General features: G+C 53.4%; 17 protein-coding genes. All 17 read right to left on the reverse strand.

The window, feature by feature from the left end; genetic code table 11:
- Nucleotides 1-203 precede the first annotated feature (203 nt).
- The 17 genes from ftsZ to VF260_02450 all read right to left on the reverse strand — a co-directional run bounded on the left by ftsZ (nt 204) and on the right by VF260_02450 (nt 21,053).
- Nucleotides 204-1,322: a cell division protein FtsZ gene (gene ftsZ, locus VF260_02370; GenBank protein ID HEX7056030.1), complete on the reverse strand. Its 1,119-nt coding sequence runs from the start codon at nt 1,320-1,322 to the stop codon at nt 204-206.
- A gap of 95 nt (nt 1,323-1,417) precedes the next feature.
- The gene (ftsA, locus tag VF260_02375) at nt 1,418-2,656 is read right to left on the reverse strand and encodes a cell division protein FtsA (GenBank protein ID HEX7056031.1); all 1,239 of its coding nucleotides are present in this window, start codon (nt 2,654-2,656) and stop codon (nt 1,418-1,420) included.
- Nucleotides 2,657-2,848: 192 nt separating this feature from the next.
- Nucleotides 2,849-3,619 (reverse strand): FtsQ-type POTRA domain-containing protein, encoded by a 771-nt coding sequence (locus VF260_02380; GenBank protein ID HEX7056032.1) that lies wholly within the window; start codon nt 3,617-3,619, stop codon nt 2,849-2,851.
- A gap of 92 nt (nt 3,620-3,711) precedes the next feature.
- Entirely contained in the window at nt 3,712-4,989 is a 1,278-nt protein-coding gene (gene murA, locus VF260_02385; protein HEX7056033.1) for a UDP-N-acetylglucosamine 1-carboxyvinyltransferase, read from the reverse strand.
- 15 nt (nt 4,990-5,004) lie between these two features.
- A complete protein-coding gene (gene murB, locus VF260_02390; protein HEX7056034.1) occupies nt 5,005-5,910 on the reverse strand; it encodes a UDP-N-acetylmuramate dehydrogenase in 906 nt (301 codons plus the stop codon).
- Nucleotides 5,911-6,031: 121 nt separating this feature from the next.
- On the reverse strand, nt 6,032-7,132 hold the full coding sequence (gene murG / locus VF260_02395) for an undecaprenyldiphospho-muramoylpentapeptide beta-N-acetylglucosaminyltransferase (GenBank protein ID HEX7056035.1): 1,101 nt from the start codon (nt 7,130-7,132) through the stop codon (nt 6,032-6,034).
- A gap of 6 nt (nt 7,133-7,138) precedes the next feature.
- Complete coding sequence (gene spoVE / locus VF260_02400) at nt 7,139-8,236, reverse strand: stage V sporulation protein E (GenBank protein HEX7056036.1); 1,098 nt, start codon at nt 8,234-8,236, stop codon at nt 7,139-7,141.
- 28 nt (nt 8,237-8,264) lie between these two features.
- Complete coding sequence (murD, locus tag VF260_02405) at nt 8,265-9,689, reverse strand: UDP-N-acetylmuramoyl-L-alanine--D-glutamate ligase (protein HEX7056037.1); 1,425 nt, start codon at nt 9,687-9,689, stop codon at nt 8,265-8,267.
- 3 nt (nt 9,690-9,692) lie between these two features.
- Nucleotides 9,693-10,655: a phospho-N-acetylmuramoyl-pentapeptide-transferase gene (gene mraY / locus VF260_02410; GenBank protein HEX7056038.1), complete on the reverse strand. Its 963-nt coding sequence runs from the start codon at nt 10,653-10,655 to the stop codon at nt 9,693-9,695.
- A 20-nt stretch (nt 10,656-10,675) separates the two neighbouring features.
- Nucleotides 10,676-12,079 (reverse strand): UDP-N-acetylmuramoyl-tripeptide--D-alanyl-D-alanine ligase, encoded by a 1,404-nt coding sequence (murF, locus tag VF260_02415; GenBank protein ID HEX7056039.1) that lies wholly within the window; start codon nt 12,077-12,079, stop codon nt 10,676-10,678.
- 2 nt (nt 12,080-12,081) lie between these two features.
- Nucleotides 12,082-13,563 (reverse strand): UDP-N-acetylmuramoyl-L-alanyl-D-glutamate--2,6-diaminopimelate ligase, encoded by a 1,482-nt coding sequence (locus tag VF260_02420; GenBank protein HEX7056040.1) that lies wholly within the window; start codon nt 13,561-13,563, stop codon nt 12,082-12,084.
- A gap of 121 nt (nt 13,564-13,684) precedes the next feature.
- Nucleotides 13,685-15,616: a stage V sporulation protein D gene (locus VF260_02425; GenBank protein ID HEX7056041.1), complete on the reverse strand. Its 1,932-nt coding sequence runs from the start codon at nt 15,614-15,616 to the stop codon at nt 13,685-13,687.
- A 130-nt stretch (nt 15,617-15,746) separates the two neighbouring features.
- A complete protein-coding gene (locus VF260_02430) occupies nt 15,747-17,816 on the reverse strand; it encodes a penicillin-binding transpeptidase domain-containing protein (GenBank protein HEX7056042.1) in 2,070 nt (689 codons plus the stop codon).
- A gap of 147 nt (nt 17,817-17,963) precedes the next feature.
- The gene (gene ftsL, locus VF260_02435) at nt 17,964-18,392 is read right to left on the reverse strand and encodes a cell division protein FtsL (protein ID HEX7056043.1); all 429 of its coding nucleotides are present in this window, start codon (nt 18,390-18,392) and stop codon (nt 17,964-17,966) included.
- Nucleotides 18,392-19,360, reverse strand: a complete 969-nt coding sequence (gene rsmH, locus VF260_02440; GenBank protein ID HEX7056044.1) for a 16S rRNA (cytosine(1402)-N(4))-methyltransferase RsmH — start codon at nt 19,358-19,360, stop codon at nt 18,392-18,394. Before rsmH ends, ftsL begins: the two co-directional genes overlap by 1 nt.
- 27 nt (nt 19,361-19,387) lie before the next feature.
- Entirely contained in the window at nt 19,388-19,825 is a 438-nt protein-coding gene (mraZ, locus tag VF260_02445) for a division/cell wall cluster transcriptional repressor MraZ (GenBank protein HEX7056045.1), read from the reverse strand.
- A gap of 154 nt (nt 19,826-19,979) precedes the next feature.
- Complete coding sequence (locus tag VF260_02450) at nt 19,980-21,053, reverse strand: DUF4349 domain-containing protein (GenBank protein ID HEX7056046.1); 1,074 nt, start codon at nt 21,051-21,053, stop codon at nt 19,980-19,982.
- Nucleotides 21,054-21,140 lie beyond the last annotated feature (87 nt).

Here is a 21,140-nt window from a genome sequence, read left to right on the forward strand (position 1 = left end):
TAGCCGCCTGTTCCAGGGTTTGCCTTCAGGCCCTCCGCACGCATCCTCGCAGACTACGCACTGCCTGTTAGCTATATACTTCCGCCACCTGCGGTGTATTCGGGACTTTCACCCGTTAGCACGGTGCGCTGCCAAGCGCACGAAAAAGCAGCGCTTTGGCGAGCGCCGCTTTCCGAATAAGCTAATATCATTTTCCGGGCAAATTATTCTTCATCGTCATGCAAAAAGCTTCTTCCGCGATTGCGCAGGAAAGTGGGAATGTCCAGGTGGTCGCTTGCCGGCTGTTCCCCAAACGGCTTGATGTTGGCCGGTTTCGCTTCCTTGGCCGGAGGCTGTGTTAATCTGCCGGCGGGAGGAACCGGCTTCATCTTGTTTTCAAAGCCCGTCGCAATTACGGTTACCTTGATTTCATCCTTGAATTCTTCATCGATAATGGCGCCAAAAATCATATTGACTTCCGGATCGGAAGCGGAAATGACGATTTCTGCAGCTTCATTGACTTCGTACAAGCTCAAGTTTGTGCCGCCGGTAATATTCATGATCACTCCGCGCGCGCCTTCAATAGATGTTTCCAAAAGCGGACTCATGATGGCTTTTCGCGCCGCTTCCGCCGCGCGGTTTTCTCCCGACGCCACCCCGATGCCCATCAAGGCGGACCCGCGTTCGGTCATAATCGTCTTGACATCGGCAAAGTCCAGATTGATCAGTCCCGGGACGGCAATCAGGTCGGATATCCCCTGCACGCCTTGGCGGAGCACATTGTCGGCTTCGCGGAACGCTTCCAGCATCGGTGTTTTCTTGTCGACAATCTCCAACAGACGGTCATTCGGGATCACAATAAGCGTATCGACTTTCTCTTTCAACGCGGCAATGCCTTGATCGGCCTGGAGCGCCCGTTTGCGCCCTTCAAAGGTAAACGGTCTCGTAACGACGCCAACCGTCAGCGCGCCGCATTCCCGCGCAATTTCCGCAATAACAGGCGCGGCTCCGGTCCCCGTTCCGCCTCCCATGCCGGCGGTCACAAACACCATGTCCGCTCCGCGCAGCGTATTGACGATCGCTTCCTTCGACTCCTCCGCCGCTTTTTTGCCTACTTCCGGATTCGCCCCCGCACCGAGTCCTCTCGTCAATTTGTCGCCGATTTGCAGCTTATGCTCGGATTTGGCAAGGTTCAAAGCTTGGGCGTCGGTATTGACCGTTATAAATTCAACCCCTTTGACGCCAAATTCGATCATCCGGTTTACGGCGTTGCTGCCTCCGCCGCCGACGCCAATCACTTTAATTTGTGCAATATGGTCCATATCAAGATCAAACTCCAACATACGTGATATTCCCCCTCATTCCCAATCCTCGCAATAAGTCCGCATTCCGAAAAATAAGCACAAATAAATCCATGCAAGTTCGGCTCACATGCTTGTTAAATGAAATCGCGAAAATAATTCTTGATTGACTCCCACAAGCTTGCCTTTTCTTTTGCCGCGGCGGATTTGCGCAAACCGCTCTTTTTCGCGGACGCTTGTCCTCTCGGCCGCATATGTTTGGCGACATATTGAATGATGCCGACACCGCTTGTGTATGCGGAATCGCGAACACCGATAAAGTCGGGCACCGCTATGCGCACCGCCTGGTCCAGTTCCCGCTGCGCGATGGCGAGCACGCCCGGCATCGCTACCGTGCCGCCGGTCAGCACATAACCGCCGGGTATGTCTTTAACCCCCAGTTTTTGCACTTCGGCTCTGATCAAATGAAAAATTTCCGCCACTCTCGGTTCGATAATATGCGCCAGGTCGACTTGCGTAAATTCCTTTTCCACATTGCTGCCGATTCGGGTTACTTTAAAAACCTGGTCGGCGGCGGCATCTTCGATCACCGCGCAGCCAAATTTCAGCTTGATTCTTTCCGCAACATCCGTCTGGGTGCGCAATCCGATTGCGATGTCATTGGTGACGTATTCCCCGCCAATCGGCAGCGTGGACGTGGCAAGCAAATTTCCCTGTTCGAACACGGCGATTGTGGTTGCTCCGGCGCCGATATCGACAAGCACGCTTCCCATCGTTTTTTCATCCTTGGACAATGCAAGGTTTCCCGCCGCCAGCGACATCAATAAAATTCCGGAAATGTGCAAATCCGCTTTTTCCACGCAGCGCGTAAGGTTATGTATGGCTGTTTTCGCTCCGGTAATGATCGTGGCCTCCACTTCCAACCTGACGCCGATCATGCCGCGCGGATCGTTGATTCCGTCCAATCCATCGACCACGTATTGTTTGGGAACAATCCCGATGATCTCCCGCTCGGGAGGCAATGCAACTACCTTGGCAGCTTGCAGGACGCGTTCGATATCTTCATGCCCGATTTCCCTGTCTTCATTCGATACGGCCACAACGCCATGGCTCGATTGCAGGGCAATATGGCTGCCCATAATGCCGACATACACGTCTGAGATTTGGATGCCGACCATTCGTTCCGCATATTCCACTGCGCTGCGAATCGATTGAACGGTTTGGTCTATGTCAACGATGGAGCCTTTGCGGATCCCTTCCGAGTCGGCTGACCCAACTCCGATTATGTTGATGGATCCATTGTTGATTTCTCCGATAATGACACGAACTTTGGACGTTCCTATGTCTAAACTGACGATGATGTCATTGCCGCTCAACCGGTGGCACCCCCTGTTTCTTCAATTCGTTAAGGTGGCTTTGGCCGTTACTTTTGTACATATTCAACACGGTACCTATTTTCCCTCTTTTTTCTACAAATTTTTTAACTGGTAACTGATGGGCTATAGGAACATACTAAACTCAATTTTAACATTACTTCAATGAATTTGATAGAGATCAAATTTCCTACTTTAGTCCTGTGTATGGCCGGATTCATCTTCCGTCGGTTCGTTAACGGGGGAAAACGGCTTATGCGTATCCGCCTCCAGCAGCGTAATAATGCCCGGATCTTTGTCGGCGATAATGGTCGCCATCACATCCAGTTTTTGCTTAAGATAAGATACGGTCGTTATGACTTCAAAGCGGGAACGCGTAAACATCTTGATTTTGTCGGGATAGGAAACCGACGGGTCGGGGCGGATTTCCGATATGTCGGCAAGCTTTTCTTCCGGGATGGCGGCAAGCACCTGACACAATTGCGCCTTGGTCTTGTCCTGATCGCTCCAGCCGGAAAGAACCGGCCGGTTGAGGCTGATCCCGTCGCTCCCGGGTTTTACGGTGCTGCCGTTGGCCAGCACGACGCTTACTTTGCCGTCCGCGGAGATTTCATACGCCGCCTCCGCATATTCCTGCACCCGAACGATCACGCTGCCGGGGAAACGGGTTGCCACACGGGCGCTTTTGACAGGCGGCAATTTCGTTATCCTGCGCTCGATCGCCGTTCTATCAAGGAAAAAGAACGGATCGCCCACGCGCAAACCGGCCGCTTGTTCGATTTCCGTATCGGTCGCATACACGTTGCCAACTATTTTAATCTCGGATATGCGGCTGATGGAAGATTTGAAGAATAACACCGCGGATAAGGCAAGAAAAAAAACGATCACAAGCCATAGCAATTTGCGGCTGCCGCGCGGGCGCGGCCGTTCTTTTTGCAATTGCGGGATTCGTTCGATTGTGGCCACCTTTTTCCCCCCGTAAACAGAAAAACCTTTCCCCTTCCAATCGGAACCGGAAGGGGAATGTTCAGCGTTTCATGAGCATACATGTATAGTAATCAAGCCAGCGATGATTTCGGCAAAGCGGAATAGCGCTCAACATTGCCGCCGAGATGCCGCAACATGGATTCGATCCGGTCGTAACCGCGGTCAATGTGATAGACCCGCTCGATAACCGTCGTTCCTTTGGCGGCCAACCCCGCCAGAACAAGCGCGGCTCCGGCCCGCAAATCCGTAGCTTCGACCGTCGCTCCGTACAATCTCGGCACGCCCCTGATAAAAGCGGAGTTTAAGTCAAGCCGGATATCCGCGCCCATCCGGTTCAATTCGCCAACGTGCCTGAACCGCCCTTCAAAGATCGTTTCTTTGATAATGCTCAGCCCGTCGGCGAGTGACAGAAGCACCATTGCTTGCGCCTGCAAATCTGTCGGGAACGCGGGATAAGGTGCCGTCACAATCCGGTCAATGGCTTTTGGTTGCGTCTTGCTGTCTACGACTATTATATCATCTTCGCAGCTGATGTGGACACCGGCGCGCAAGAGCACATGTTGAACGGCGGTCAGATGTTCCGGAAATACTCCTTCAATTGTGACGCTGCCGCGGGTTACGGCGGCCGCAACCATCATCGTCCCGGCGACAATCCGGTCCGGAATAATCCGATATTCGCGCGGTTTCAAATTCGAAACGCCGTGAATGACAATTGTCTCCGTGCCCGCGCCGGTCACATTCGCACCCATCGCATTCAAAAATCGCTGCAAGTCCTGAATTTCCGGTTCTCTCGCGGCATTATGCAGCGTCGTCGTTCCGTCCGCCGTTACTGCCGCCATCATAATGTTTTCGGTAGCCCCTACGCTCGGCAAATCCAAAAAAAATTCCGCGCCTTTCAACCGATCGGCAGTGCACAGAATCGTTCCCGCCACCTCTTCGATGCGGGCGCCCAATGCTTGCAAACCTTTCAGGTGCAGATCGATTTTTCGGTCGCCGATCGCGCATCCGCCGGGTTGATAAAATTGCACTTTGCCGAATCGGGAAAGCAGAGGCCCCATTAGAAAGATGGAAGATCTCATTTGCCGCATCAAATGTTCGGGTATATGCCAGGAGTGCATCATGGATGTGTCGAGCGTCACTTTCTGTCTGATGTGTTCAGCGCGGCAGCCAAGCGAACGAAGAATGTCCAGCATTGATTTGATGTCGAGCAGGTCGGGCACATTATCGATCGTATGCGTCCCTTCCGATAAAATTGCGGCGGCGAGGATCGGCAGTGCCGCGTTTTTTGCCCCATGAATCCGGATTCTCCCGGCTAACGGCCTTCCGCCTTCGATCACCAGTTTCTCCAATGTTTCACCTCCGTCTTACCGCTCGCCCACCACCAACACTTCCGGAATCAGCCGCACCTTATACAAAGCAAATATTTTGTTCTGAATCAGCTCTATCAACGTAAGCACATCGTTTGCCGTCGCGTTTGCGACATTCACGATAAAGTTGGCGTGAAGCGGGGAAATTTCCGCTCCGCCGACGCGGGTTCCTTTTAATCCCGCCTGTTCAATCAGTTTTGCGGCATGCTGGTTTTCCGGATTGCGAAACACACTGCCCGCGCAAGCGGACTGCAAAGGCTGTGTTTGTAATCGCCGGTTTTTATGGGCTGCCATGGCAGCGGCTATTTCTTTGCGGTCGCCGTACGCCAATTGGAATACGGCTTCCGTGACGACAACGGAAGTTTGCTGCAATTTGGAGTGGCGGTAGGCAAAACACAGATCGGAAGCCGACCAGCGGGCAAATTTTCCGGTTTCATCCAGCACTTCGACCGACGCCAAAATGCGGGAAATATCCGAACCGTGCGCGCCCGCGTTCATATAAACGGCGCCGCCGACCGAGCCCGGAATACCGCCGGCGAATTCCAGCCCCGTCAACCCCGCCTTGCCTGCCACCACCGAAAGTTTGATCAGGCCGTAGGCGGCGCCCGCGGTAACGGTGCTATCCGCAATGCTTGCATAATCAAGCCCGCCGCCCAATTTCACAACAGCTCCGCGGATGCCTTTGTCCAATACAAGCATGTTGGAGCCGCGGCCAATTTTCATCCACGGCACCCGGTGGCGATGCAAAATGTTGATCGTATCCGCCAGTTGTTGCTTCGTCTCCGGCACCACAAACAAATCGGCCGGACCTCCGATTTTCCAAGTCGTGTGATTGGACATAGGCTCATCAAGCAAGATTCGGCGAATCCCGGCTGATCGCAGTTCGGATACGACTTCCTGCATGTCGGTACCTCCTTTGGTGGTGTGGCGCGCAATTCCTGCTGTCTGTCACGGATTATAGGATATGGTATGTATTATGCTCACCGAGTGTGACAATCGCCCAACCGCCGCGCGCCAAAGCCGCTCACTTGCTGATCCGCAGCAATTGCTCAACGACCAGGCTTGCCGCGTCCGGTTGCCCCAGTTTCCTGGAATTGGCGGCCATTTTTTCTCTCAGCGCCTCATCGTTGATCAACGCATGAACGGCTTGAAACAGCGTCTTCCCGGTTAAATCTTTCTCCAAAATGATTTCGGCGGCATGCTCGCGTTTCAGCCAGCGCGCGTTCGCTTCCTGATGGTTGTTGGTCACATTGGGCGAGGGCACGAGCACCGAAGGTATTCCGAGCGCCGTAACTTCAGCCAAAAAAGAGGCGCCGGCGCGGCTTACGACCAACGTTGCCGCGGACAAAATTTCCGGCATATTGTGCAAATACGGCACGATCTTTATATGTTCGGAATATCGCGCGCCATTAAATTTGTTTTTATAGTCATCATAATAAACTTTTCCGGTAACCCACACCACATATGTATCGCGCTCTCCGTCAAGCAGCGGAATCATCTTGAGCGCCGCTTCATTCAGCGCGCGCGCGCCCCTGCTTCCGCCGGTAATTAATATAAGCCTGGCTCCTTGCGGAATGCCCAATGTTTTGAAGCCTGTTCCCCGTTCGACATGAGCAACCTGCGAGGCGCTGGGATTGCCGGTATAAACGGCGTGCGCCGCGCCCCTGAAATGTTTCTCCGAACCTTTGAAACTTACGGCGACGACGGTCGCATACCTGCTTAAAAATTTATTGGTCAGTCCCGGGATGACATTCTGCTCGTGAATCAAAGTGGGTATGCCCAAACGGGAGGCGGCATAGACGACCGGGCCGCACACGAATCCGCCCGTTCCGACCACCGCGTCGGGCTTGAACTCGCGCAAAAGCCGTTTGCAGCGCTTTACCCCCGACAAAAATTTCAGGACTGTTTTCACATTGTACGGAGTGAAAAGTTTGCGGCGAAAGCCGGTAATGTCGATGGAAGAAAATGGGATGCCGTGCTTTTCGACAATTTCTTTTTCCAGGCCCGTCTCTGTTCCAATATACAGCAGTTCGGCGCCAGGAATCGCCTTTTGGCATTGTTTGCCGATGGCGATCGCCGGATAAATGTGGCCACCGGTGCCGCCGCCGCTTAAAACGATGCGCACGCGTTTTCACCTCGCATAGCGGGAAATATTGAGCAAAATGCCGATGGCCGTAAGAATGAGCGTCAACGATGAACCGCCGGCGCTAATCAGCGGAAGCGTTATTCCGGTAACGGGAAACAACCCGATGACGACGCCAATATTGATCAATACTTGCACGGCGATCAGGCTGACGATTCCGACCGCCAGCAAACTGCCGAACGTGTCGGGAGCGGTAATGGCCGTGCGCATGCCGCGCCAAAGCAAGAGAGCGAACAATAACAGGACCAGCGCGCCGCCGATAAACCCCAATTCTTCCGCGATAATGGAAAAAATAAAATCCGTTTGCGGCTCGGGCAAATAGTTGTATTTCTGCCGGCTCATGCCGAGACCCAAACCGACAAGTCCGCCCGGCCCGATCGCATAGAGCGATTGAATCGCTTGATAGCCCGCGCCGAGCGGGTCTTGCCACGGATCAAGGAACGCCGTAATCCGCTGCAACCGGTAAGGCGCAACCGCGACCAAACCGGCGAGGCCGACAAGCCCAACGCCGCCCAGCGCCAACAAATGCGACACGCGGGCGCCGGCGGCATATGCGACCAACAGCACCGCGCCGGCCAGCACCACGCCTGTTCCCAAGTCCGGCTGCAGCATGATGAGGCCGAAGGCTGAGCCGAGCAATAACAGCACCGGGAGCAAACCCTTCGTAAAACTGGTTATTTTCTTCTGCTCTGCGGAAAGCATTTTCGCAATAAATATGATCATGGCGAGCTTCATAAATTCGGACGGCTGAATGCCGAACGAGGCGATGCCAAGCCAGCTGCGGGCGCCGCCGCGGACAACGCCGACGCCCGGAATAATGACCAGCAAGAGCAGGACAAAGGCGATGATCAAGCCCATTTTAGCAAACTTTTTCCACAATTGATAATTGGCGTTCATGGCCAGGTACATCGCCATCACGCCCAATACGGCAAACAATAATTGCCGCTTCAAATAGTAAAACCTGTCGCCAAAATCGTGAAGCGCCAACACCGCGCTGGCGCTGTACACCATGACCACGCCAATGCCCAGAAGCAGCAAAGTCGCCATGATCATAACCGCATCGGGCGCCGTTTCCTGTTTAGCCAAGTGCAACACCTGCTTTCCTATACAACCTCTATGATAAAAGGTTATGCACGGCTTGTTTAAACATGCGTCCCCGCACTTCATACGACGGAAACATATCCCAGCTGGCGCAAGCCGGCGAGAACAAAATAACGTCGCCGGAAGCGGCGAGCCGAACCGCCGCCGCGGCCGCCTCCTGAATGGCAATTTCCTTATTTGCCGTTTCCGCGACGGAATGGATCTCTTTAATCCCCGCTTTTTCCGCCGTCGCTTTAATTTTGTCCTTTGTTTGCCCCAGGACAACAACGGCTTTTACCCGTTCCTTGAAAAGCGCCTCCAGCGCGGTAAATTCGGTTCCCCGGTCAAGCCCGCCGCCGACCCACACGATCGGCCGGTTGAACGATTCAAGCGATTTCACGGTGGCGGAAGGATTGGTCGCTTTTGAGTCATTATAGACATCGATGCCGTTTGCGCTTTTCACAAATTCAAGCCGATGCTCCACGCCGCGGAATGATTGAAGCGCGGAAGCGATTGCCGCACGGCCGGCTCCCGCGGACAGCGCAACCGCGACGGCGGCAAGCGCATTCTCCACATTATGCCGCCCGGGAATGCCCAATTCATCCACTTTCGCGATCGGAACAAGCTCGCCTTCGCCCGGCGCGTACACGATCATCTCGCGCTTTTCCCCGTTCGCATCCGGCATGAAATCGAGAAAGACGCCACGGTCAAGCCGCTGTTTCGCCGAAAACGGCAAAACTTTTGCGGTGAGACCCGACTCGATAATGCGTCTGCATACGGGATCGTCCCAATTCAGCACCGCCGTATCCTGTTCGGTCTGATTCGCAAACAGTTTTCTTTTTGCGGCAATATAATCGTCCATCGTGCCGTGGTAATCCATATGTGTTTCGTAAATGTTCAACAGGCAGGCAACGTTTGGCCGAAATTGCCGCGTTCCTTTCAGTTGAAAGCTGCTCAACTCCAGCACCATCCACTTGCCGCCGTCCATGTTCCGCACGGCGTCGCACAGCGGCGTGCCGATATTGCCCGCAACAATAGGGGCTAGTCCGGCTTCTTGCAGCATCAAACCGATCCACGTCGTCGTCGTCGTTTTGCCGTTGGAGCCGGTTACCGCGGCGATCGGCAAGCTGAATAAATGGGCTGCGACTTCAACCTCCGTGACCACTTCGATGCCGAGCTCCAGCGCCTTTTTAACCGCCGGCACCGAATACTTGATGCCCGGATTTTTCACCACCAGGCTGACATCGGAACGAATCAATTGCGCGGGATGGGAGCCGCAAACGACACGCACGCCCAGCTTCTCCAATTCCCCCGCTTCCGGACAATCCTCACGCGGCTTGACGTCGTTGACGGTCACTTTTGCGCCGAAATCGTGAAACAGCTTGGATACTGCCAGTCCGCTTTTTGCCAATCCGAGCACAACAACTTTTTTGCCTGCATAAGTGTTGGGATGCCGCATCTGTTATAACCCCTCGTTCAAATAGATTCCTAGTGCCGCAAACAGGATCCCCGCCGCCCAAAAGGTGATGACGACCCGCCATTCCGACCAGCCCGACAACTCAAAATGATGATGAAGAGGGCTCATTTTGAAGACGCGTCTGCCGGTTGTTTTAAAGGAAATGACCTGAATGATGACCGACAATATTTCAAGGACAAAAACCCCTCCCAACAATAATAGCAACAGTTCGGCGTTGGTCAAAACCGCAACCGCCACCAGACCGCCGCCAATGCCAAGCGAGCCGGTGTCGCCCATGAACACCTTGGCCGGATGCGCATTGTACACCAAAAAGCCCAATAGCGCGCCGATCATGGCTGCCGAAAACATCGCCGATTCCCATTCGGTATGGTACATCGCGATTGCCAAAAGCGCGCCGAATGCCACCACGGCGGTTCCCGAAAGCAGCCCGTCAAGTCCATCCGTAAAGTTGACAGCATTGGACATGCCCATCATCAGCAAAATAATCAATACATAATAAAACCAGCCCAGTTGAATGTCCGCGTCCAATAACGGTACATGCAAGGCGGTGGAATGCCGGGAATGGATGAGCAGGATACAGACTATGACGGCAAACAACAGTTGCCCGAGCAGCTTTTGTTTTGCTGTAAGCCCCAGCGAGCGTTTGAACACAATTTTGATATAATCGTCCAGGAAGCCGACCAGTCCATAACCGAGAGCGGCGAAAAGCAAAATATAAAAATCGGCCGATCTGTCCGATACCCGCACATAGGCAAGCGTGAGCGAGAGGAGAATGATGATCCCCCCCATGGTCGGCGTTCCGGCCTTCTTTTGGTGCGCCTGCGGCCCTTCCATGCGGATTTGCTGGCCGAACTTCAGTCTCCTCAAGAGCGGAATGAACAACGGGCCCAACAGCACGGACAAGATAAAGGAGACTCCTAACGTAAACAATACAGCCGAAAAATCCACTGGCAAACCTCCTACAAGCGTTAAATCTTCAGTTGCTTCAGGCGCTCAACCGCTTCTTCCAGCTTCATGCCGCGCGACGCCTTAAACAAGACGACATCTTCACGCGTTGCGAATTCCGCCACACAACCGGCAATGTCTTCCTTGCGCGGCAAAACGACAACTTTCCCGGGAGCAAACTTTTTCTCCGCTTCCTCGGCAATGTAACGCGCCAGCTTGCCGAACACAAATACGCGGTCAATCCGCCCGGGTTCAAGCATCCTGCCGATCTCCCGATGAAATTCAATTTCCCTTTCGCCCAATTCGAGCATATCTCCCAGCACAACGATTTTCTGGCGGTATCCTTTTAACGCCGCCACAAGCTTGAGCGCCGCTTTCATCGATGTCGGGCTGGCGTTGTATGCATCGTTTAAAATGGTAAGTCCGGTAACGCCTTTGACGACTTCAATGCGCATGCCTGTGGTATGAAGTTGCTTTAAACCGTTTTTCACGGCATCGTCGGATACGCCCATATATTTGGAAATGGCAATCGCGGAAAGCGCATTGATCACATTGTGCTCCCCCAATAGCGGCAACGAGAAAGTCGGTGTCCCTTCCGCATGAATCGAAAAATAAGTGCGGTTTTCTTCCTGGTTCAGCATGATGCCAACGGGATAATAATCATTTGTGCACTGCGCGCCGAAACGGAATGTTTTCAACGCGGGGTGGGTTTCCCTCCACTTTCCGATCAGCCGTTCCAACAAAGGTTCGTCCCCGTTGTATACGAGCAGACCGTCCTCCGCCATGCCTTGCAAAATTTCCAATTTCGCCAAAGCGATTTGTTCGCGCGATCCGAGCTGCAGCAAATGCGACTCGCCGATATTCGTAATGACCGCCGCTTCCGGTTTGGCGATGCGGGACAAGAGCGCGATTTCGCCGCGGCCGCTCATCCCCATTTCCAAAACGGCCATTTCCGTCTCCTCATCCATCTGCAAAATGGTTAGGGGCAGCCCGATGTGATTATTCAGATTTCCCTGCGTTTTGTGCACTTTGTACGTGGTCGCCAAAATCGCCGCAATCATGTCTTTCGTGGTCGTTTTTCCGTTACTGCCGGTTACGCCGATAATCCTCGCCGGCAGTTCCGTCCGATACGCCTGGGCCAATTGCTGTAAAGCGGCCAACGAATCATCCACAAACAACAAGGGAATATCTTCGGGCGGGTTTGGTTTGTCTTTTTGCCACAACGAAGCGGCCGCTCCCTGGCTGTATGCCTGCGTCACAAAGTCATGGCCGTCAAAGCGGTCGCCAATGATCGGCACGAACAAATTTCCTTCCGCGACCGACCGCGAATCCGTCGTAACGCCGGATATTTCGAGCGAATCGCCGCCAATCGGATTGTACACCGCATCAACCATGATTGCAATTTCCGCTAATTTTTTTTTGATCACGCTCATAAACTCCTTATCGCTTCTATTGCTGCCAGCCTGTCGTCAAATTCATAAGCGACGCCGTTAATCAGCTGATAAGTCTCATGACCTTTGCCCGCTATCAATACGACATCGCCCTTGCTCGCCAGGCGAACGGCTTGCCGGATCGCTTCCTTGCGGCTTACGATCATTTCGCAACAATCTTTGCCAATGCCCGAGGCTTCAATACCCGGCGCAATATCGCGCAAAATCTGAAGCGGCTCCTCGGTGCGGGGGTTGTCGGAGGTGACGATGACATAATCGCTCATTTGGCCGGCGATCTTCCCCATGATCGGGCGCTTCGTGCGGTCGCGGTCGCCGCCGCAGCCGAAAACCGTAATGATACGGCCCGCGGCGAATTGCCTGATAGCATGAAGCGCATTTTGCAAACCGTCGGGGGTATGGGCATAGTCCACAACGACCAGGAAGTCCTGCCCGGCTTGCACCGGCTCCATGCGCCCCGCGACATTTTGCGCCGTTTCCAGACTATGCTTGATTTGCGCAAAAGGTATCCGCTCCGCCAGGCACGCGGCAAATGCGGCCAGGCAATTGTACACGTTGAATTTGCCGATCAGCTTGATGTTCATTTCCGCCGTTCCGGCAAACGTCGACACGTAAAAGGAAGTGCCATTGGCCGTAATTTTTACGTTGCTCGCCTTCACGTCCGCGTCGTTGTCGACGCCATACGTAACTGTTTGCGCCGATGTCATCCGCGCGTATTCCGCCGAAGCGGGGTCGTCGGCGTTCAACACCGCATAACACGCCCTTGCCAAATCCGGCTCAAACTCGTTGCCCAGCCGCGAAAACAACAATCCTTTGGCCGCTTTGTAATTTTCCATCGTCAGATGATAATCGAGATGATCTTGCGTCAGATTGGTAAACACGGCGGAACGGTAACGCAATCCTTTCACCCTGCCCAATTCCAACGCGTGACTGGATACTTCCATCACGCAATAATCCGTCTTTTCATCCGCCATCAGGCGCAGATTTTGCTGCAGTTCAACAACATCTTGCGTCGTCCGGTCCGCATTGTAAAAATGGTTTCCGATTTTCATGCGGATCGTGCCCATCAAGCCGGTGCGGAATCCGTTTTGCCGCAAAATCTGTTCTATTAAATAAGTCGTAGTCGTTTTGCCGTTCGTTCCGGTTACGCCGATCAGCCGCATTTCTCTGCCGGGATAACCGTAAAAATGGCTTGCGATCACGGCCATCGCATACCGGCAATCCTTCACAAAAAGCTTCGGCAGCCCGACAGCGACATCCCGTTCCACGACGAGCGCCGCCGCCCCGTTCGCCGCCGCGTCCGCCGCGAAGTCATGGCCGTCAAAAACAAGCCCGGGCACGCAAATAAATAGATCCCCCGGCTGCACTTTCCGCGAATCTGTTTGTATTCCCGTAATTTGCGTCTGGCTGTCGCCCGCCAATCGCGAAACCAACAGCAGTTCAGACAAATCCTGCAGCCTCATCAAGAATCCTCCTCAAGGCTTTCTGAAGGAAAGCAACCTCTCAAGCGAAAGCTGCCTGTCAATTCATGCGGGTGCAGTCTCTTCCATGTTATCCATTATATCACCATTTCTGACGGAACAATCACTCGTTTTGTTTCTCCCTGGTTAAAAAGATTCGAATCGTCGAGCCTTTTTCGACCCGTGTTCCCGCTTTTGGAGCCTGGCTTACGACCAGATCGCCGGAACCCGATTTGGCCAACAGGAAATCGGAATTCATATCTTCATAAATGTCGTCAATCGTTCTGCCTACAAGGTCGGGAACTTCCACGATGCGGGTGTCTCCGTACTGGTATTTTTTGTCGATCTGGTTGCTGCGCGGTTCAACGCCCATATAACGAAGCGAATCTTCCATAATGTTCTTGACGATCGGAGCGGCGATCAATCCCCCGAACTGGATCCCTTGCGGATCATCGACAGCGATATAGATGATGATCTGCGGATCGTCCGCCGGCGCAAACCCGATGAAAGAAACGATATGCTCATTGGGTGAATAGCGGCCGCCGATTACTTTTTGCGCCGTGCCTGTCTTGCCGCCGACCCGGTATCCGTCAATAAACGCATGCCGCCCGGTGCCTTTGGCCACCACGCTTTCCAATGCAAACCGCATCTGCTGCGACGTTTCCGCCGAGATAACCTGGCGCACCGGCTGCGGCGCTTTCTCCTCGATCTTTTCGCCCGTTACGGGATTGATCCACGCTTTTGCGACATGCGGCTTATACAGATACCCGCCGTTGATGGCTGCCGAGACCGCCGTAATCTGCTGAATCGGCGTTACGGAAACGCCTTGGCCGAACGCGGTGGTGGCCAGCTCCACCGGGCCCATGCGCGACGGTTTGAACAAAATGCCGTTTTCCTCGCCGCGCAAGTCGATGCCCGTTTTTTTTCCGAAGCCGAATTGTTGAATATAGTTGAGCAATGTTTCTTTGCCGAGCCGCTGGCCGAGCACAACGAACCCCGGGTTGCAGGAGTTTTGCGCCACTTCCAGGAACGTTTGGCTGCCGTGACCGCCGTGTTTCCAGCAGTGCAGCGTGGCGCCCGCGACTTCTATTTTGCCGGAATCGTAATAATGATCGCGCAGCAAATCAACTTTTTTCTCTTCCAAAGCGGCGGCGAGCGTAATGATTTTGAACGTGGAACCCGGTTCGTACGTCATCCAGATCGGCAAATTGCGATTGTATGTGTCGGGCGAATATTCCTGATAATTCCCCGGTTCATATGTCGGGCGCGAGGACATCGCCAGGATTTCTCCGTTGTTTGGGTTCATGGCGATGCCGATTATATGTTTGGGCTGCAGCCGGACCATCGCCAAATCCATTTCCCGCTCCATAAACGACTGGATCGCTTTGTCAATCGTAAGCTCCAGGTTCAAGCCGTCGCGCGGGCGATTGTACGCATCGGCGGAATGGGGCATCTTCTTGCCGCCGGCATCGGCCAGAAACGAGACGCTTCCGTTGATGCCTTTCAGCAAATCGTCGTATTCCAGTTCCACACCGGTCAAGCCCTGGTTGTCGATGCCCGTAAAACCAAGCACATGCGCCGCCAGGCTGCCGTACGGGTAATACCGTTTGTTGTCTTCGGCGAGATAAACTCCCGGCAGGTAAAGTTCGCGGATGCGCTGCGCTTTTTCGAGCGAAATTTTGCGCCCACCCGGTTGAATTTTGACAATCGACTCGGCTTTTGTAATTGTCGCCAAAATTTTGTTTTCCGACATCCCCAATTCCGCCGCCAGCAATTTGGCGGTTTTCGCCGGATCTTTTACCTGGGCCGGCACGACCATGACCGACGGCGAACTTATGTTATAAGCCAGCCTTTCTCCGTTGCGGTCCATGATTTCGCCGCGCTTGGCGGCAAACGGGATATTCCGCAGCCACAAATCTTCCGCCCTTTCCGCCAGTTCACGGCCTTTCCACAACTGCAAATATCCGAGTCGCACGATTAATGCGGCAAACATGAAAATGGCAGCCAGCAATATCCATATCAATCTGCGGCGTATGGTCGTACTGGATACTCGCACGTCGCACCGCCCCCTGTCCCGTTTTCAGTCGAACAAAAGCGGCCGATGCCAAACATTCGGAAGTAGTCCGCTTTTAGTATACAACAGTATTCGGGACAGCCTGCCGTTAGAACGCGAACCTCTGCTTGGCTTACTCCGCCTCCGTTTCTTCGGCGTTTGCCGGAGGTTTAGCCGGCGGTGTCAATATGATGGTTACGCTCCGCTTGCCGTCCGCGGCATCGGTTTCTTTTTGCCCGCTGACAAAGCCTTCGCCGGAAAAAGTGCATTCCGCCTGAAGCAGTCCGCATACCTCCAGCGCGTCACGCAACGACTTTCCGGTCAAATCGGGCATCCGGGTTTTGGCGGGATCATCGGTCAGCAAAAGCACCTGTTGTCCGGCGCCGATTTGCGCGCCTTTGCCGGGAAATTGCTTTATCACCTTTTGGCCGGCGCCCAAAACGCCATATGCGATCTGTTTTTTCTGCAACATGGCGGTCGCTTCCGCAAGCGGCAAGCCGGTCAGATCCGGTACTTCCTTCATCATTTCGCCGCTTTGCACCTGGACGGCGTCCTGGCTTTGGTCGCGGGAAGGCACGCCCAAATAGCGCAGCGTATTCAAAACGATACTTTTGAAAACGGGCGCCGCAACCTCTCCGCCCGCGCGGTAATCCCCGCCAAGCGCAGGATCGTCGACAATGACGATTACCGCTATTTTCGGATCTTCCACGGGGGCAAAACCGACAAAGGAAACAACATAGCGGTCTTCGGCATATTCGCCGTTGATCACTTTTTGCGCCGTTCCGGTTTTTCCGGCGATACTGTATTCCTTCAAATAGGCGCGGCGTCCGGTGCCGATTTGCTGATCGGATACGACCTGCTCCAGATAACCGGCTACTTTATGGGCCGTGTCCGCGCTAATCACGCGGCGCACCTCTTCCGGCTCCACTTTTTTGATCGGTTTATTGCTTGCCGGGTCGATTACTTCTTTCAAGATGTGCGGTTTAAGCAGAACGCCGCCGTTGGCGACAGCGGCAACAGCAGCCACCTGCTGCAACGCCGTGACCGTCACCTTGCCTTGCCCGAACGTGGCGGTCGCCACTTCCGACGGCCAACGAAAGTCGATAATGCCGGCCGACTCGCCCGGAAGATCGATTCCCGTCTTTACGCCAAAACCGAAATTTTGAATGTAGTCCCGTAATTTTTTTTCGCCCAACCCTTCATAACCCAATTTGACAAAGGCGACGTTGCTGGAGCGCTTCAATCCTTCCAGATACGTGATTCTCCCCCATCCGACCCAATTGTGGTCGTGAATGGTGGCGCCGCCTACGGTAATCGTGCCGGATTCATACGTATCGTTCGGATGAAACAGCCCCTCCTGCACCGCGCCGGACAGCGTAACGATTTTAAAGGTCGATCCCGGTTCGTATTGCGATGTAATCGCATGGTTGATGAAGTACGACTGATCCGGTGTTAGCCAATATTTGTTGGGATTGAAATCCGGCAAGCTGTCCATGGCCAAAATGTCCATCGTATTCGGGTCCGCGACAATTGCCATGGCGCTTTTGGGCTTGTATTTGGCAAACGTTTGGCGCAGCGCGTCATCGACGAAATGCTGAATATTCCGATCGATCGTAAGCATCACGGTTTTGCCATCCTTGGGCGGCTTGTACGATACTTTGCTGTTGGGCAGCGCGTTGCCGTGCAAATCTTTCTCATAACTGATCGAGCCGGGCGTGCCTTGCAGCAAATCATCAAACATGAATTCCGCGCCCATTACGGCATCGCCCTCTTTGTTCGTGTAACCGATCACGTGCGCTGCCAATGAGCCGCCGGGATAGTAGCGTTTCTGCTGCGGCAGCAAATAGATTCCCGGCAAATCCTGTTTGGCGATCAACTCTTTAATTTGGTCGGCCACGTCCGCATCGATCTTCCAACCTTCAATTCTGACTTCCACCTGCGGCTGAAAACTGCCGTCCTCGCGCTTTTTGGTGGCGAGCGACAACAGTTTCTCCCGTCCTTCCGCCGTATCCATGCCAAGTATCGGCGCAAGACCGTTCACGACTTCGTTTACGACATTTCCTTCATGAATGATCTTCGGATTAAGCGCGACCGTATAAGCCGGGACGTCTTCCGACAAAATTTTGCCGTTGCGATCGACAATCGTTCCCCGCTTCGGCTGCAGCACTTCGCTTGTTTTCCAGCTTCGTTCCGCCCGTTGCATCAACCATGCGGAATCTACCACCTGCAAATAGTAAAGTTTGCCAATTATAGCCATAAAAAAAAGGGTGAAAAATCCTCCTATCAAAAGCGACCGGATTCTAACCCTTTTTGCCATGCCAGGTCAACCCCTCAAATCTTTAGTCCAATGTTACGGTTTTTGCCCGAAAGCAACATCGGTGTCGGATGTACCGGTGTTCAACGCATATTTGCTGTCGGCGGAAATTTCCTTGACCTCATCTTCGGAAGAGTTGCGCAAGCCCAATTGTTGCGCCTGTTCAATGATGCGCCTGGGATCCTGGTATTTCAAAATATCCAACTTCAGTTTGCGGTTTTCATCTTCCAATATGCGGATTTCGTTATCGATTTTCGTAATTTTGGTGTTGATTTCATAGATTTGCGCATAGCGCCATACGATCATGCCGGCTACGACGACGCAAACGGCGACGGCAAACAAATACAACAGCTTTTCCTGAACCGGCAATGTTTTGCGATGTATGACCACTCTGCGTTTTTCCGTTATTTGCGGCTTATTTTTGGCAGCGATCGCGAGATTCCCGCGAATATATTGCGCCATCATCAAGCCCTCCTCTCCATCTGCGTTTTTTCCGCGATGCGCAATTTTGCCGAACGCGCCCTGGGGTTACGCTCCAGTTCCCGCTCGCCGGGCAAAATCGGTTTTTTCGTTACAAGCTTGAGCTCTCCCGCCAGGTTGCACACACATAAAGGAAAATCCGGCGGGCAAGTGCATTTTCCGACAAATTTCGCGAAAGTTTGTTTGCATATTCTGTCTTCGAGCGAATGAAACGAGATAACGGCCACCCGGCCGCCCGGGGCGAGACACGCAACGGCTTGCTCCAGCGCTTCCGCAAGGGCGCCCAGTTCGTCGTTGACCGCAATCCGCAGCGCCTGAAAGCTGCGTTTCGCCGGATGCGGCCCGCTCCTTCGCGCCGCGGCCGGGATAGCCCGTTTGATCAGCTCTGCCAGTTGCCCCGTCGTCTCGATTGGTCTTTTTTCCCGCTCTTTCACGAGTTCGCGGGCAATTTTCCGGGCGAATTTTTCTTCCCCATATGCAGCCAGGATTCGCGAAAGTTCGCCTTCCGGCCATTCATTTACGATTTTTCGGGCGGTTAATTCGCCGCTTAAATCCATTCGCATGTCAAGCTCCGCATCCTGGTTGTAACTGAACCCACGGCCGGCTTCGTCCAATTGGGGCGACGACACGCCCAAATCGAACAATATGCCGTTAACCTGGGGAATGCCATTGACCGCGGGCGCGCCCGCTCGCAGCAGCGCCGCTTGCAAATTACGGAAATTGTCCTTGATAAGCACCACTTTATCGCGGAAGGGAGCCAGCGCTGTTTGGGCATTCAGAATGGCTGTTTCATCCTGATCAATTGCGTACAGCTTGCCACCATCCGCCAACCTGGCCGCTATTGCCAAACTGTGCCCCGCTCCGCCCAACGTGCAATCGACATAGATTCCGTCGGGCTCAACCCGCAAACCTTCCACCGCTTCGTTTTGCAATACCGTGATATGGTGAAACAAAGCGGCCTCCTCCTTGTCATGCAAGCGCTAGAAATGAAAATCAAAGTCAACCAGTTTTTCCGCGATTTCGTTAAAAGATTCTTCCGATGCTTTCGCATAGTCGTGCCAAATTTCTTTACTCCAGATTTCTACGCGGTTGGATACGCCAATCACAACGCATTCCTTCTCCAATTTGGCGTGCTCAACCAGATTTTTGGGCATATTTACTCTGCCCTGCTTGTCCAATTCGCATTCAGTCGCGCCCGAGAAGAAAAAGCGGGTAAATGCGCGGGCATCGGACTTCATCAGCGGCAACGATTTCAGCTTTTGTTCCATCTGCGTCCATTCCTGGCGCGGATAAACGAACAGGCAGCGATCGAGTCCGCGGGTTATTATGAATGACGGACCGAGGGCGTCACGAAATTTAACCGGAATGAATAACCGGCCTTTATCGTCGATCGAATGCTGATATTCGCCCATAAACATCGGCCGTCGCTCCTTCGTTCCCCGCTTCCACCACTTCGCTCCACTTTCCACCACACAACTATGCTTATTCTCCACTGAACAAAAAAATCCTGCTCACAGAAGCAGGATTTCCAAATTTTTTATGATCTTTTTTTATTTATGAATGGTTTTTTTGTCACATATTGGCTGACGAATCGGCGTTGTCATTGTCATTGCTTGCCGGGTTATTGCGGGATGACGGCGGATTTTTCCTGTAACGCGCTCTTTTTCGCCACCAAACAACAAACGGTGCCGCCACGGCTGCAAGCAACAGGATGATCGGCAGCGCCCCGGCCAGGAAAATAAACAATTCGGTAAAAAAGGAGGCGATTCCGCGCAAGCTTCCGTTTAATGCTTTGCCGGCCCGCTCCCAAACAGGACCTTTCATTTTCTCCGCGGCGGCTTTCTGTTTTTGCAACTGCTCGCGGACGCGCAATTCAATCGTTGAATATGCGACATTGCGGTCGAGATAGCGCATTCTGCCTTTGATTTGTTCGATTTCTTCCTGTACGGAAGCCAGTTCATTGGAAAATTTAAGCAAACTGTCGGAGTTGGTTGCTTTCTCCATAAACGAGAGCAATCTGGCTTCTACGACTTGCTTCGCTTTCAGTCTGGACTCCAAATCAACATACTCTTCGGTAACGTCCTGTCCCTCAACGGCCGGCTGGAACGTTTTCGGGCTGATTTGTCTTAGCTTTTCGATAAAGGAGAAGAAGCCTTGCGACGGGACTTTAATCACAAACGTGCCGCCGCGCTCATAAAGCGATTGCGACTCGGTAAACTGCAAAATATAGCCGCCGGAAAGCGCAATCAAATCGCGGATTTTCGCGGAAGCTTCCGCGTAATCCGCCACTTCCATCGTCGCATTCGCATGATAGATCAGCTTGCGGTTTTCCGGCAAGGCGGTTTCTCCCGCGCCAATGCCGTTAGAATTTGCCTCGCTCCCAAGTTTGCTTTCGTTGCTGTCCGCGGTAAACGCCAATTGCTCCGAACTCGCCTGGCCGCTTCCCGCCGCTTTGCTGTTCGTTGCTACGTCCGCCGCCGCATTGACGGCTTTGTTACCGTTTGCGGTTGCCGAATCGGAACTTTTGCCGCCGGCGCATCCGGTTACAAGCAGCAAAACGAACAGCAGTATGAATGGCGAGAGCAACATTTTTCCGGCAAAAGGCCGTTTCTCTGTTGGAAAGTCGTTACTTTTCCCCTGATTCATAGCCGAGCCCCCTTACAGATTTTTGCCGTTTTCACGGTTTAATCCATAAACGGGCCAAACACCATAAAGGTTGCAAGGTATTTCGGA

The organism is Bacilli bacterium, assembly GCA_036381315.1.
Classification (GTDB): Bacteria; Bacillota; Bacilli; order Paenibacillales; family KCTC-25726; genus DASVDB01.